This window comes from Burkholderia sp. BCC1977 (assembly GCF_905339595.1).
Taxonomy (GTDB): Bacteria; Pseudomonadota; Gammaproteobacteria; order Burkholderiales; family Burkholderiaceae; genus Burkholderia.
Genome location: NZ_CAJPGQ010000052.1, coordinates 36,320 through 50,104 on the forward strand (window position 1 = coordinate 36,320; position 13,785 = coordinate 50,104).

16 protein-coding genes are annotated in these 13,785 nt (G+C 65.3%); 8 read left to right on the forward strand and 8 right to left on the reverse strand.

Going from position 1 to position 13,785, the window contains the following annotated elements; genetic code table 11:
• Window positions 1-124: 124 nt before the first annotated feature.
• A complete protein-coding gene (gene dnaN / locus U5771_RS30305; protein WP_006756934.1) occupies window positions 125-1,231 on the reverse strand; it encodes a DNA polymerase III subunit beta in 1,107 nt (368 codons plus the stop codon).
• Between the two features lie 169 nt (window positions 1,232-1,400).
• Window positions 1,401-2,975: a chromosomal replication initiator protein DnaA gene (dnaA, locus tag U5771_RS30310; RefSeq protein ID WP_322027380.1), complete on the reverse strand. Its 1,575-nt coding sequence runs from the start codon at window positions 2,973-2,975 to the stop codon at window positions 1,401-1,403.
• Window positions 2,976-3,396: 421 nt separating this feature from the next.
• Here dnaA and rpmH point away from each other — a divergent pair, with 421 nt between their 5' ends.
• The 4 genes from rpmH (at window position 3,397) to yidC (ending at window position 6,017) form a co-directional block, all read left to right on the forward strand.
• Entirely contained in the window at window positions 3,397-3,531 is a 135-nt protein-coding gene (rpmH, locus tag U5771_RS30315) for a 50S ribosomal protein L34 (protein ID WP_004198824.1), read from the forward strand.
• A 15-nt stretch (window positions 3,532-3,546) separates the two neighbouring features.
• A complete protein-coding gene (gene rnpA, locus U5771_RS30320) occupies window positions 3,547-4,008 on the forward strand; it encodes a ribonuclease P protein component (protein ID WP_006756936.1) in 462 nt (153 codons plus the stop codon).
• A gap of 75 nt (window positions 4,009-4,083) precedes the next feature.
• Window positions 4,084-4,350, forward strand: a complete 267-nt coding sequence (gene yidD / locus U5771_RS30325; RefSeq protein WP_006750110.1) for a membrane protein insertion efficiency factor YidD — start codon at window positions 4,084-4,086, stop codon at window positions 4,348-4,350.
• Window positions 4,351-4,358: 8 nt separating this feature from the next.
• Entirely contained in the window at window positions 4,359-6,017 is a 1,659-nt protein-coding gene (yidC, locus tag U5771_RS30330) for a membrane protein insertase YidC (protein WP_322027381.1), read from the forward strand.
• A 132-nt stretch (window positions 6,018-6,149) separates the two neighbouring features.
• On the opposite strand, the gene U5771_RS30335 is transcribed toward yidC, so the two are convergent.
• Window positions 6,150-6,587 carry a helix-turn-helix transcriptional regulator gene (locus tag U5771_RS30335; RefSeq protein WP_322027382.1) on the reverse strand — a complete coding sequence of 146 codons (438 nt, stop codon included), beginning with the start codon at window positions 6,585-6,587 and terminating at the stop codon, window positions 6,150-6,152.
• Window positions 6,588-6,924: 337 nt separating this feature from the next.
• Between U5771_RS30335 and mnmE the strand changes: the two genes are divergently transcribed.
• A complete protein-coding gene (mnmE, locus tag U5771_RS30340) occupies window positions 6,925-8,319 on the forward strand; it encodes a tRNA uridine-5-carboxymethylaminomethyl(34) synthesis GTPase MnmE (protein WP_322027383.1) in 1,395 nt (464 codons plus the stop codon).
• A gap of 216 nt (window positions 8,320-8,535) precedes the next feature.
• Here the strand turns inward: mnmE and U5771_RS30345 are convergent, their stop codons facing one another.
• The 4 genes from U5771_RS30345 to U5771_RS30360 all read right to left on the reverse strand — a co-directional run bounded on the left by U5771_RS30345 (window position 8,536) and on the right by U5771_RS30360 (window position 10,854).
• On the reverse strand, window positions 8,536-8,664 hold the full coding sequence (locus U5771_RS30345) for a hypothetical protein (RefSeq protein ID WP_256941070.1): 129 nt from the start codon (window positions 8,662-8,664) through the stop codon (window positions 8,536-8,538).
• Window positions 8,665-8,813: 149 nt separating this feature from the next.
• The gene (locus U5771_RS30350; protein WP_322027384.1) at window positions 8,814-10,172 is read right to left on the reverse strand and encodes a sensor domain-containing diguanylate cyclase; all 1,359 of its coding nucleotides are present in this window, start codon (window positions 10,170-10,172) and stop codon (window positions 8,814-8,816) included.
• A 110-nt stretch (window positions 10,173-10,282) separates the two neighbouring features.
• Window positions 10,283-10,531: a DUF2795 domain-containing protein gene (locus U5771_RS30355; protein ID WP_006756942.1), complete on the reverse strand. Its 249-nt coding sequence runs from the start codon at window positions 10,529-10,531 to the stop codon at window positions 10,283-10,285.
• A gap of 152 nt (window positions 10,532-10,683) precedes the next feature.
• The gene (locus tag U5771_RS30360; RefSeq protein ID WP_322027385.1) at window positions 10,684-10,854 is read right to left on the reverse strand and encodes a hypothetical protein; all 171 of its coding nucleotides are present in this window, start codon (window positions 10,852-10,854) and stop codon (window positions 10,684-10,686) included.
• Window positions 10,855-11,006: 152 nt separating this feature from the next.
• Here U5771_RS30360 and speG point away from each other — a divergent pair, with 152 nt between their 5' ends.
• The 3 genes from speG to U5771_RS30375 all read left to right on the forward strand — a co-directional run bounded on the left by speG (window position 11,007) and on the right by U5771_RS30375 (window position 13,132).
• On the forward strand, window positions 11,007-11,549 hold the full coding sequence (speG, locus tag U5771_RS30365) for a spermidine N1-acetyltransferase (protein ID WP_322027386.1): 543 nt from the start codon (window positions 11,007-11,009) through the stop codon (window positions 11,547-11,549).
• A 503-nt stretch (window positions 11,550-12,052) separates the two neighbouring features.
• Window positions 12,053-12,400, forward strand: a complete 348-nt coding sequence (sap1, locus tag U5771_RS30370) for a surface attachment protein Sap1 (protein ID WP_322027387.1) — start codon at window positions 12,053-12,055, stop codon at window positions 12,398-12,400.
• Window positions 12,401-12,577: 177 nt separating this feature from the next.
• Window positions 12,578-13,132 (forward strand): YaeQ family protein, encoded by a 555-nt coding sequence (locus U5771_RS30375; RefSeq protein WP_322027388.1) that lies wholly within the window; start codon window positions 12,578-12,580, stop codon window positions 13,130-13,132.
• Window positions 13,133-13,142: 10 nt separating this feature from the next.
• Here the strand turns inward: U5771_RS30375 and U5771_RS30380 are convergent, their stop codons facing one another.
• Entirely contained in the window at window positions 13,143-13,556 is a 414-nt protein-coding gene (locus U5771_RS30380; RefSeq protein ID WP_322027389.1) for a VOC family protein, read from the reverse strand.
• Window positions 13,557-13,785: the final 229 nt, after the last annotated feature.

The window sequence follows — 13,785 nt, forward strand, 5'->3', positions numbered from 1 at the left end:
GCCGCTCCAGTTTCCTGGCCCGTCCGAGGCGCCGAAAAGGCACCAAAGGGACGGGTTGTCGGTTCGCCATAAAAACGCCAAAGGGGCTTGCCGCCCCCTGGTGTGTGTTGCGATGTCGAGCGCGTCAGATGCGCATCGGCATCACGACATACTTGAACTCGTCGTTCTCGGGCACGGTGATCAGCGCGCTCGAGCTGGCGTCGCCGAGGCTCACCTGCACGGTGTCGACCTTCAGGTTCGCGAGCACGTCGAGCAGATACGTGACGTTGAAGCCGATGTCGACGGTATCGCCCTGGTAAGCGATTTCCAGTTCTTCCTGCGCCTCTTCCTGATCGGCGTTGGTCGACATGATCTTCAACTGGCCCGGCGCGATGATGCAGCGCACGCCCTTGAACTTGTCCGAGGTCAGGATCGCCGCGCGTTGCAGCGAACGCTGCAACTCTTCACGGCCGATCTCGAACGTGTTCTTGTGCGCCTTCGGGATCACGCGCTGGAAGTCGGGGAACTTGCCCTCGACCAGCTTCGACACGAGCTCGACCTGGCCGAACGTGAACTTGGCCTGGGTCTGCGCGATGTCGATGGTGACGGTGTCGTCGATATCTTCGAGCAGGCGCTGCAGCTCGAGAATCGTCTTGCGCGGCACGATGACTTCCTGGCGGCCGAACGTGCCGCCTTCGAGCTTCATCGACGAGAACGCGAGGCGGTGGCCGTCGGTGGCCACGGCCATCAGCTGGTCGCCGTCGACGACGAGCAGCATGCCGTTCAGGTAGTAGCGGATGTCCTGCTGCGCCATCGCGAAGTGCACCATGCCGAGCAGCTGGCGGAACGACTTCTGCGGGACGGTCAGGGTCGCGCCGAAATCCTTGGCCTGCGCGACGGTCGGGAACTCGTCAGCGGCGAGCGTCTGCAGTGCGAAGCGGCTCTTGCCGGACTGAACGGTGAGGCGCTTGTCGGCGAGCGACAGCGTGACCTGGCCGTCAGGCATCGCGCGCAGGATGTCGAGCAGCTTGCGGGCCGCGACGGTGGTGGCCACCTGGTCGCCGCCGACGCCGAAATCGGCGCGCGTGGTGATCTGCAGCTCCAGGTCGGTCGACAGGAACGAAACGTCCGGGCCGTTCTTGGTGATCAGCAGGTTGGCGAGGATCGGCAACGTATGGCGGCGTTCGACGATGCCGCTGACCGTTTGCAGCGGCCTGAGGAGGGTGTCTCGTTCGGTCTTGACCAGTTGCATAGAGTTCCTTCGTTGAGTAACGGCCTGCAGCGCAGCAGCCTCGCAGCGCCCCGCCGGCCGGGCTCTTGGCCCGCCACCACCGGGGCGGTCAAACCAGTATTGTGCCTCAAAACCGAACCGCCCCCCTTAATTTGGGGCGGATGCCGAATTATCAAGCGCGCCCGCGCGCTCAGCCCTTCAGCGTCTGTTCCAGCACGTGCAGCTCGTGGTTGAGCTGCGCGTCCTTGCTGCGCTCGTCGGCGATCTTGCGCACGGCGTGCAGCACGGTGGTGTGATCGCGCCCGCCGAACAGTTCGCCGATCTCGGGCAGGCTCTTCTGCGTCAGTTCCTTCGCGAGGTACATCGCGATCTGCCGCGGCCGCGCGATGTTTGCGGGGCGCTTCTTCGAATACATGTCGGCGACCTTGATGTTGTAGAAGTCGGCGACGGTCTTCTGGATGTTCTCGACCGAAATCTGCCGGTTCTGCACGGTCAGCAGGTCCTTCAGCGCTTCCTTGGTCAGCTCGATCGAGATCTCGCGGCCGTGGAACTTCGAATACGCGAGGATCTTGCGCAGCGCGCCTTCGAGTTCGCGCACGTTCGAGCGCAGGTGCTTCGCGACGAAGAACGCGACGTCCTCCGACAGGTTCACGCCTTCCGACTGCGCCTTGCGCATCAGGATCGCGACGCGCATCTCGAGCTCGGGCGGCTCGATCGCGACGGTGAGGCCCGAGTCGAAGCGCGAGATCAGGCGATCGTCGATGCCCGAGATCTCCTTCGGATACGTATCGCTGGTGATGATCACCTGCGCCTTGTTCGCGACGAGCGCCTCGAACGCGTAGAAGAATTCCTCCTGCGTGCGCGACTTGCCGGAGAAGAACTGGATATCGTCGATCAGCAGCAGGTCGAGCGAGTGGTAGTAGCGCTTGAAATCGTCGAACGCCTTGCGCTGGTACGCCTTCACCACGTCGGATACGTATTGCTCGGCATGGATGTAGCGGATTCGCGCGCCGGCCTTGTCGAGCAGCAACTGGTTGCCGATCGCGTGGATCAGGTGGGTCTTGCCGAGGCCGACGCCGCCGTACAGGAACAGCGGGTTGTACGAGATGCCGGGGTTGTCCGCGACCTGGATCGCGGCGGCGCGCGCGAGCTGGTTGGCCTTACCGGTCACGAAGTTGTCGAAGGTGAGCACGGGGTTCAGCTTCGAGCGTTCGTACATCGAATCGGCTTCGCCGCCGTTCGCGGGTGCGGCACCGGGGCCCGGACGCCACGTGCGGCGGCCGGCGGCCGCTTCATGCGCGGGCAGGCTCGGCAGGTCGATGTCGGCGTCGTCGGCGTTCAGGTGGTGCGCGGCGGCCGCCGACGGCATCATCGGCACGTCGACCGGCGCGCTGGGCGCGGCGGCGGCATTCGCGGCCAGGTTGGCGGCGATCGCGGCCACCGTCGCGGCGGGGCCGCTCGGTGCCAGCGGCGCGCGCGGGGCGGCCGGTGCTGCGGCAGCGGCGCTGCGCATGCCGGCCTTCGGATCGAGGACGAACTGGACTTCGATCGGCGCGTTCCAGAAATCTCGGGCCAGATCGGAGATGCGGCCCGAAAACTGGCTCTTGACCCAGTCCAGCTTGAAGCGGTTCGGCGCGGCGATGGACAGCGTGTTCGCCGACGCATCGAAGGCCACCGGGGCCAAGGGTTTGATCCACGTCACGTACTGCTGGGGCGTCAGCTCGCGCTCCAGCAGTGCGGAACAGTGTTGCCAGAAATCGTTCATCAAGTAACAGTCGTTTTTTGCGTGCACAGCGCGGCTCGCCGGCGCCCTTGTCGCGGTGGCGCAACAAGGCCCGAAGCGGTCGTGCGAGCGTGCCTCGGACGCCTGCGTCACAGTCGTGGAGAGGCAGGCGAGCGCCGAAGCGGCGTGCGGGATTCTTGGAGATAAGGCGAGATTCTACCGCCAAACGCGGCCACAGCGGGACTTATCCACAGGCTGTGATTGTGGGGCGCGGGGCCGGATCGGTCGGGGCCGGCACAGGCGAGCGACTCGTAAAGTATTGACCGTCAAGAGAAAAACGGTTTAAATAGCGGGTTCCGCGAAAACCAATCCTGTATTCCCGGCGATTGCGTTCGCCCGAATGCCTCCGGTTAAGGGCACGCGGTCCCCTGAATTTCGACATTCTCGAACAAGTGAGAACATCATGAAACGTACTTACCAACCGTCCGTGACGCGCCGCAAGCGCACCCATGGCTTCCGTGTCCGCATGAAGACGGCAGGTGGCCGCAAGGTCATCAACGCTCGCCGCGCGAAGGGCCGCAAGCGCCTCGCCATCTAAGGCAGGTTGCGCGCTGTGTCCGCCGTCCGCAGTCCTGCGGAAGGTACCGTCGAGCCGGGTGCGAATCCGTCGCAGACGAAAGCCGCCTTCCCGAAAGCTGCGCGACTTCTGAAAACGGATGAATTTTCATCCGTTTTTCGTTTGCGCCCCTGGCGGCGCTCCGCGCACTTCGTGATCTACGGCAAGCCGACCGGCCAGCCTGCCCGTCTGGGGCTCGTCGTCGGCAAGAAGTATGCGCCGCGTGCGGTAACCCGTAACCTCGTGAAGCGGCTGGCGCGCGACGCGTTTCGCTTGCGCCGGGCCGAATTCGCCGGTTACGACCTGCTGCTGCGGCAGCACACGCGCTTCGACAAGAAAGCGCTGCCGAGCGCGGCTTCCGCCCCGCTCGCGGCGATGTGCGCGGCCGAAATCCGCGAACTGCTCGACAGGGCAGTCCGGGAGATCGCCCGCCGGGCGTCGAAGCCCGCGTCCGAGTGACGCATCCGTGTCCGGTGCGGCGTTCGCGCCTGCCCGGCCGGTTTTGACGCGGCGTCGAACGGCGCCGCCCAAGGTATGGAAACGGTATTGATCGCCTTGCTGCGCTTCTACAAGGTTGCCGTGAGCCCGATGCTCGGCAACCGTTGCCGTTTTTATCCTTCCTGTTCGGATTACGCGCGCGAGGCAATCCAGTATCATGGCGCCGCGCGCGGCACGTATCTCGCCGTCAGGCGCGTGTGCCGATGCCATCCGTTTTCCGCGGGCGGCATCGACCTCGTCCCGCCGCCCAACTCCGACACTCGCGCTCGCGGCGAAGCCGACGCGCGGTCCCATCGACTCTGAGACAACGCATGGATATCAAACGCACCGTCCTATGGGTGATCTTCTTCATGTCAGCTGTCATGCTGTACGACAACTGGCAGCGGTCCCATGGACGCCCGTCGATGTTCTTCCCGAGCGCCACGCAGACGGCCCCCGCGGCCGCTGCCGGCGGTGCATCGGGCACGGGCGCGACGACGACCGCAGGTGACGTACCTGCCGCCGCGGCGGGCGCCGCACCGTCGACGACGGCACCGGCCGCGCAGGCGCAGCTCGTGAAGTTCTCGACCGACGTGTATGACGGCGAAATCGACACGCGCGGCGGCACGCTCGCGAAGCTGACGCTGAAGAAGCAGGGCGACGGCAAGCAGCCCGACCTGTACATCACGCTGTTCGACCACACGGCCGGCCACACGTATCTCGCGCGCTCGGGCCTGCTCGGCGGCGACTTCCCGAACCACAACGACGTCTACACGCAGCTGAACCCCGGCTCGACGTCGCTGACGGGCGACCAGAACGCGCTGAAGCTGTCGTTCGAATCGCCGGTGAAGGGCGGCGTGAAGGTCGTGAAGACCTACACGTTCACGCGCGGCAGCTACGTGATCGGCGTCGACACCAAGATCGACAACGTCGGCACGGCACCGGTCACGCCGACGGTCTACATGGAACTGGTGCGCGACAACACGGCCGTCGAAACCCCGATGTTCTCGCATACGTTCCTCGGGCCGGCGGTCTACACGGACGCGAAGCACTTCCAGAAGATCAACTTCAGCGACCTCGACAAGAACAAGGCCGACTACGTGACTTCCGCCGACAACGGCTGGGTCGCGATGGTCCAGCACTACTTCGCGTCGGCCTGGATTCCGCAGCAGGGCGTGAAGCGCGACATCTACGCTGAAAAGATCGATCCGACGCTGTATCGCGTCGGCGTGAAGCAGCCGGTCGCGGCGATCGCGCCGGGCCAGTCGGCCGACGTGCAGGCGCGCCTGTTCGCCGGTCCGGAAGAAGAGCGCATGCTCGAGGGCGTCGCGCCGGGCCTGGAACTCGTGAAGGACTACGGCTGGGTGACGATCATCGCGAAGCCGCTGTTCTGGCTGCTCGAGAAGATCCACGGCTTCGTCGGCAACTGGGGCTGGGCGATCGTGCTGCTGACGGTCCTGATCAAGGCGGTGTTCTTCCCGCTGTCGGCCGCGAGCTACAAGTCGATGGCGCGCATGAAGGAAATCACGCCGCGCATGCAGGCGCTGCGCGAACGCTTCAAGAGCGATCCGCAGAAGATGAACGCCGCGCTGATGGAGCTGTACAAGACCGAGAAGGTCAATCCGTTCGGCGGCTGCCTGCCGGTCGTGATCCAGATTCCGGTGTTCATCTCGCTGTACTGGGTGCTGCTCGCCTCGGTCGAAATGCGCGGCGCGCCGTGGATTCTGTGGATTCACGACCTGTCGCAGCGCGATCCGTTCTTCATCCTGCCGGTGCTGATGGCCGTGTCGATGTTCGTGCAGACGAGCCTGAACCCGACGCCGCCGGACCCGGTCCAGGCGAAGATGATGAAGTTCATGCCGATCGCGTTCTCGGTGATGTTCTTCTTCTTCCCGGCCGGCCTGGTGCTGTACTACGTCGTGAACAACGTGCTGTCGATCGCGCAGCAGTACTACATCACGCGCAAGCTCGGCGGGGGCAAGAAGGCCTGACGCCCGTGGCACACGCGGGCGGCCAGCCGCCCGCGATGCACGTGAAAAAGCCGCATGGTGCGAACCATGCGGCTTTTTCGTTTCCGGCGGGTGGTACGGCGGGCGGCGCGTGTAGCGCTTGGCCGCTGCCGTTCAGGCCTTCTTCGCTTCGATTTTCGTGTCGCCGCCGTAGAACTGCTCGATCAGTTCCTGAACGAGGTAACGCTGATGCGGCGGCAGCGCCTCGATCTTCGACGCGAGTTCGATCGTCTCGGGCGTCGGCGGATAGCGCTCGTCGCGCGGCAGCGGTTGCGGCGTCGTATGTTCGGTCACGCTCGGCGACGGGCCGTAATGCAACCAATGCAGTTCGACGCGCAACCAGCCGGCGAGCGTTTCGAGTTTGTCCGGCGTCGGAATCGTGCGGCCCGTCAGCCATTTGTGCGCGGTTTGCGGCGAAACCGGCTGCGCACCGCGGTGACGCAGATTGAACCGGTTCGCGAGCTCCGTCGCGCCGGTGACCTTGTCCGGGCTGCGCCGCAAGGCGAATTTCAGGCGTTCCGAGAACGCTGCTTTTTCTTCGGGTGTCGGCATGGGGGTGATTGTGCAATTCCACCGACGCGTATCAGACAACCATATAAGCTAAATATAACTCTTTCGGATGAATCCCAACCTGGCACGGGCCGTGCGGCGGAATTGGGGGCCGCAGTGTCGGACCGTACCGACAGGCATACTCGTCCGAAATGGACAGTATGGGGTTGTCCGGCATTGATACTCGACTTATCTCCATCGGGATAAATTCGGGCGAGTTCGAAGCCGATCGGGCGTCCGGTGGCGTGCGGGCCGGCACGCTACAATGCCGGCGTCGCGTGCCCGAACTGTTGCGCGGGCGCAGCATTGACTCCCTGTTCACCCGATTCATCCGATTCCCATGCTCGCTACCGATTCCGATCCGATCGTCGCCATTGCCACTGCTGCCGGCCGGGGTGGCATCGGTGTCGTCCGCGTGTCGTTCGGGCGCGGCGGCGAGGCCGCCGCGCTGCCGCTGATCGACGCGTTGTGCGGGCAGCGGCTCGCGCCGCGCCATGCGAGCTACGTGCCGTTCCTCGACGAGCACGGCGCGCCGCTCGACCGCGGGATCGCGCTGTATTTCCCCGCGCCGCATTCGTACACCGGCGAGCACGTGCTGGAACTGCAGGGGCACGGCGGGCCGATCGTGATGCAGCTGCTGCTGCAGCGCTGCCTGGATGCGGGGCGCGGCTTCGGGCTGCGGCTCGCGGAGCCGGGCGAGTTCACGCGGCGCGCGTTTCTCAACGACAAGCTCGATCTCGCGCAGGCCGAGGCCGTCGCCGACCTGATCGAGGCGAGTACCGAAGCCGCGGCGCGCTCGGCCGGGCGCTCGCTCGACGGCGCGTTCTCGCGGCAGATCCATGCGCTCGTCGAGGATGTGATCACGCTGCGGATGCTGGTCGAGGCGACGCTCGATTTCCCGGAAGAGGAAATCGACTTCCTGGAAGCGGCCGATGCGCGCGGCAAGCTCGCGAGGATCCGCGGGCAACTGGCGCACGTGCTCGGCGACGCGCGCCAGGGCGCGCTGCTGCGCGAAGGGCTGTCGGTCGTGCTCGCGGGGCAGCCGAACGTCGGCAAGTCGTCGCTGCTGAATGCGCTCGCCGGCGCGGAGCTCGCAATCGTCACACCGATCGCGGGCACGACGCGCGACAAGGTCGCGCAGACGATCCAGGTCGAAGGGATTCCGCTGCACATCATCGATACGGCCGGGCTGCGCGAGACGGAGGACGAAGTCGAGCGGATCGGGATTGCGCGCACGTGGAGCGAGATCGAGCGCGCGGACGTCGTGCTGCACCTGCTCGATTCGCGCACGGGGATGACGGCGGAGGACGAGACGATCGCCGCGCGGTTCCCGGATGGCGTGCCGGTGGTGCGCGTGCTGAACAAGACGGACCTCACCGGCGTGCCGGCGTGCGTCGAGCATCCGGTGGCCGAAGGCGATCTGACCGAGGTGCATCTGTCGGCGAAGCGCGGCGACGGGATCGACATGCTGCGCGCGGAGCTACTGAGGATCGCGGGGTGGCAGGCGGGAGCGGAAGGTGTTTATCTGGCGCGCGAGCGGCATTTGATCGCGTTGCGGGCTGCGCAGGCGCATCTGACGCAGGCGGCCGATCATGCGGAGCAAAGGGCGCAATCGCTCGATCTGTTTGCGGAGGAGTTGCGGCTCGCGCAGGAGCAGCTCAATGCGATTACCGGGGAGTTCACCTCGGACGATCTGCTGGGGGTGATTTTCAGCCGGTTTTGTATCGGGAAGTGAGCGGACGCTCCCCGGCTGCCCGCGTGCCCCGAACGTTCCCCGCTTATCCTTGATGAATCACGCTTGAGGTCGCGATGAGCGCCCTTCCGATGGCCGGCGCTGTGCCGCGCGGGACCGACAAGGAAAACAGGTCTTTCCGATGCATGCGGAGCCGGTCAAGCCGGCTTGATCGGGTTGCGGTCCGGACCGTCGACCCATCCGAACCCGCACCCGCCATCAATCCCAATCCCGATGATGATGGTGGTAATACCCGCCACCGCCGTAATACCCGCCACCATCCGGCACCACGATGCAGCCGCTCAACAGCACGGCCACACCGGCAATCAGCAAAAGGGTCTTCTTCATCGCGCTCACCTGCTCGGTTTCGACATGAACCCAGCATAGCGAGCGCCGTCAACACCGGCTGTAAGCGATCGTTTCCCTGATCCGCAATCCGTAACGGCGGATTATTCCGGTCACAATGCCCGTAACAAATCCCCAATCCGCAGACGTTTTCACGCCATGACGACGCGGTTTCGCCCCGCATCCTTCGCACGATACAGCGCGGCATCGGCGGCTTCGATCAACGCATCGGGCGTCGACAGGTCGTCGGCCGACACGGTCGCGCAGCCGACGCTGATGCTCACGCGCCCCGCCGGCGCCCCAGGCATCGCGAGATCGATCCGCAGCACCGCTTCGCGCGCTTCCTCGGCAACGACCCGTGCACCGCGCGCGCCGGTGTTCGGCAGCACGATCGCAAACTCCTCGCCGCCGTAGCGCGCGACGATGTCCGCCGGCCGCCGCACCGCACCGGCCAGCGCATTCGCAACCGCGATCAGGCACGCATCGCCCTTCACGTGACCGAACGCGTCGTTGTAGGCCTTGAAGCGGTCGACGTCGACCATCAGCAGCGACAACGGCTCGCCCTGCCGCCGCGCCTGCAGGAACAGCGTGTGGAAGTGATCGTTGAAGTGGCTGCGGTTGAACGCGCCGGTCAGCCCGTCGCGCGCGGACGAACGAACCAGCGTCGCATGCGCCTCGAACAGCTGCTGATACAGCTTCGTCACTTCCCAGGCGAGCACGCACACCAGCACGCCGGGGGTGAACATGCTGAACACGCGCGCGAGATACCAGCCGACCGTGAAGCGGCTCGTGGACAGCAGGTTCAGCGTCGTGTCGGTGAGGCACGCGAGCACCGCGATCGCGAGCCACAGGTCGAGCGTCGTGCGCAGCCGGCCGGAAGCCAGCACGGCGACGAGCGCGAGCGCATTGAGGAGCCACACGACCAGCGCGATCCCGTTGACGGGCAGCGCGGCTTCAGTGCCCGGCGGATGGAACGCGGGCGGCAGGGCCACGTTCAGCGCGAGCATGCACAGCAGCGCGGCCGCGATGGCCGGGCCGCCGACCAGCGCGAAGGTCCACAGGCGCATCTGCGCGGCGCCGACCGGCGCGTGCGTGAGCTGCTCGCGCGCGAACAGCGCGGCCATCACGAAGCACGGAAAGCCGGCGTGCCAGAAGACCCACATCCACGCGGCGCTTTGCGGGCGCGCGCCGAGCAGGCCGTGCGGCGCGAACACGCCGGGAAAGGTGAGCAGCTGCAACGCGACGGCGAGTGCGGTGAACGCGTAGGCGCCGCCGAGCGCACCGAGCACGGGCTGGCGCGTGACGGTGAACTGCGCGCCGAGGAAGAAGGCGGCGATGCTCGCGGTGGTAAACACGGTCAGCGCGCACATCGGCATGAACGGCTCGACGGCCGGCAGCGCGACGTTCGCGTGCGGCACGGCGATCCCGAGGGCGAGCACGATGACAAGTGCCGTCAGCGCGCCGAACCAAAGCTGACGACGCGTCGTATGCTGGATCAGGATACCTTCCATGGATTCCCCCGGGCGCTCGTGCGGTCACGCCCGGTCTTGGCGCCGGGCGGCATGCATCCGGCCGCGGCGCGACCGGTGCGGCCCGATCCTATCGCGTTATTGGCGTGCGCTCAAATACCGAGGCCGGGGCCGAAGTTGCCGGCGACCCAGCGCGTGACGGCATCGACGTCCGCGTAGTCCTGTTCGGGCAGGCCGTCGAGCATCGACAGCACTTCGTTACTTGCGCCGGCGTCGCGTGCGGCGTCGACGATCGCATCCTTGTTCGCCGGGTAGCGGACGGCCGCCAGCACGTCGGCAATCTGCAGGTCGATCGCTTCGCCGGGGATATCGTGCGGGGGGAGAGCGGGTTTGTCGTTCACGTCGGCGTCTCGCTGGTTGGGCGGGATTCGGTTCAAAGCGGGTTCGAAGCGGGTTCAAAGCGGGTTCAAAGCGGGTTCGTGGCGGAAGGCGGTTGCGCCGTTTGCCGCGACCCGCCCGCGCGGGTGCCCTGCGGGGATGGCGCTCGGCTCACTCAGTGTCCGCGTCGCACCCGGCGCCACGGATGCCTCCAGTCGATATGCGGTGCATTTTCGTCGCGCGGATGCTGGCGCCGATGTTCCTGCCACAGTTCGTCGGAGAACAGCGCAGCCACGATCACGAGTGGCAGCACGAGGAAGATGCCGAGTATGACTTGCTCGATCACGATAGCCTCCTTGCGGTGGCAGGAACCCTTGCTCCCATTCTAGGCTCTGAACTTCGCCCGCGGTCAACTTCTTGCAGCGCGAAACGCGCCCCGTTCACGGCGGCGCCGCACGGATGTTTCACGCGCGCGCGGGCATCAAAAAGGACACGAACATGCAACTCCAGAACGACAATCACACGCTTGCGCTGCGGCCGCTGGAGCGCCAGGACCTGCGCTTCGTTCACGAGCTGAACAACGACGCGAAGATCATGCGCTACTGGTTCGAGGAGCCGTACGAAACCTTCTCCGAGCTGTCGCAACTGTATGACCGTCACGTGCACGACCAGCGCGAGCGCCGCTTCGTCGCGGTCGATCGGCAGGACGAGCTGGTCGGCCTCGTCGAGCTGATCGAGCTCGACTACATTCACCGTCGCGGCGAGTTCCAGATCATCATCGCGCCCCAATGCCAGGGGCGCGGCTATGCCGGGCAGGCGACGCGCCTCGCGATCGAATACGCGTTCAAGGTGCTGAACATGCGCAAGCTGTACCTGATCGTCGATACGTCGAATGCGGCGGCCATCCACGTGTACGAGAAATGCGGATTCCAGCACGAGGCGGAATTGAAGGAAGAATTTTTCGGCAACGGCGCGTATCACAACGCTTATCGCATGTGCATCTTCCAGCGCGATTATTTCGAGCGTCCGCAATCGGTCTGAATAAAGCCGGGTAAAAAAACAGCGGCGAAACACCCCTGCAGCCCCGCTGCAGCGGGTGTCCGGCCCACTCGGGTAAATACGGGTAAATACGAGTGCGCTTATACCTGGCATTTTTCTTGTATCAGGTAAATCCGATCCCGCACTGCGGTAAATTCATATCGTTTCGGATGACTTTATGTGCAACGCATCAAAATGGTCCCGATATTGAAATGAATTATCCAAACCGTTCAACCGGCACATTGCAGTTTCCCTGAAAGCCTTACCGGACAACGCTTTGCGTCCGGCGGCGCGGGCGAATCCGCCGGACGGCCGGCACCGCCGCGGGTGCGCGGCAAGCGAAAAACCGGGTGCGCGCAGGGTGCGACAATTCGCCGCTATTGCGATCGCACAACAAATGTGCTTGATATCGGTTGCCGGTCTTCTAAAGTGAAAAACGCGGGTTCACGATCATCTTTAAACACATAGCTAACGCAGCCTGGTGCCCGCAAGCCTGGAGACAGAACATGATGAAGCGAACCGGTGTCCTTTTTGCCCTTGTCGGCGCATTTTCCGTGGTGTCGATCGCCCAGGCGGGCGGCGATGCGGCTGTCCAGCCGAAGCAGGAAATCCAGCTGACGAAGAATGCGTGGGGCTGTCTGTCGAAAGACAATCTGGACTCCGTACTGAGTCACGAGCGTGACGGCAAGTCGCAGGCGAAGCAGCAGTACTTCGACGACTACCGTTGCCTGTCGGTGCCGGAAGGCCAGCGCTTCCGCGTGGTGTCGGTCGATCAGGGCGACGTCCAGTTCGTCAGCGCCGACAATAGCGACCAGCAGGGTCTCTGGGCCGATTCGCGCTTCGTCAAGCAGTAACCCGCACCCGCACCTCTCGCACCCGCGCGCCGGCCGGAACCGCCGGCGGCGCGGCTGGAACGCGGCCCGGCCGATGCCGGGCCGTTGTGCTGTGGCGCGCCCGTCACGCGCCGGGCGGCGTGTATTCGGTATCATCACGGCCCGACCGAACCGAATGCCCGCCCGGGCCGACTCCGCATGGCGCTGAAATCCACGATCTACAAAGCCGAGCTGCAAATCGCCGACATGGATCGGCACTACTACGCCGATCACGCATTGACGGTCGCCCGCCACCCGTCGGAAACCGACGACCGGATGATGGTGCGCATCGTCGCGTTCGCGCTGTTCGCGCACGAGCGTCTCGAGTTCTGCAAGGGGCTGTCGGACGTCGACGAGCCCGATCTGTGGCAAAAGGACCTGACGGGCGCGATCGACGTGTGGATCGAGGCCGGTCAGCCGGATGAGCGGCGCATCGCGAAGGCAGCCGGCCGCGCCGGGCAGGTCACGGTGATCGCGTACGGCGGCAAGACCTCGGATATCTGGTGGCAGGGCGTGCGCAGCAAGGTGGAGCGGCTGCGCAACGTGCAGGTGCTGTCGCTGGCCGACGGCGTCGCGGCCGCGCTCGGGGGCCTCGCCGAGCGCACGATGCGCCTGCAGTGCACGGTGCAGGACGGCGCAGCCTGGATCTCGAGCGCCGACCACGATCCGGTCGCGGTCGAATGGACGGTGCTGAAGGCGCGCGCCGACGCGTGACGGCCGGCGCTCAGCCGAGCGCGGCGGGCGGCCCCTTGAATTCCAGCATGTTCCCTTCGGGATCGAACAGATAGATCGACGGCCCGTAGCCGCCGGCGCCGTAGCGTTCGGCGGGGGCGCCGGGGCGCGCGCCATGCGCGGCGAAATGCTCGATCAGCGCGTCGGGGTCGAACGGCTCGACGCGCAGGCAGAGATGGTCGAGATTGCGGCCGGCGCCGGGCGGGCCGCTATCGGGACGGTCGATCGGGCCGCCGACCGTCAGCAGGTCGATCAGCGCGTCGCCGGCGCGCAACTGCACGAGGCCCAGGTCGGGCTGTTCCTTCTCCACGTGGCAGCCGACGGCATCGCAGTAAAAACGCGTCATCGCAGCCATGTCGGTCACGCGCAGCACGACGTGATCGATCGCGCGGATGGTGGGTTTCATGAGTGGGGCACTCCTTCACGGATGGCGTGCACCGAGTGTAGACCGCGCCGGCGCCGGATGCCGGAACGCTGCACGATCGACGGACGAAAAAAAGCCCGTTCACGCAGAGCGGAACGGGCTTAATCCATATCAGGAGGAGACATGGAGGAGACAGTTCCAACTATACACACGGCGATGGTGCGTTGCAATATTTCGAGTGTAAAAAATGGTCAGGACGGCGATTTGTCGC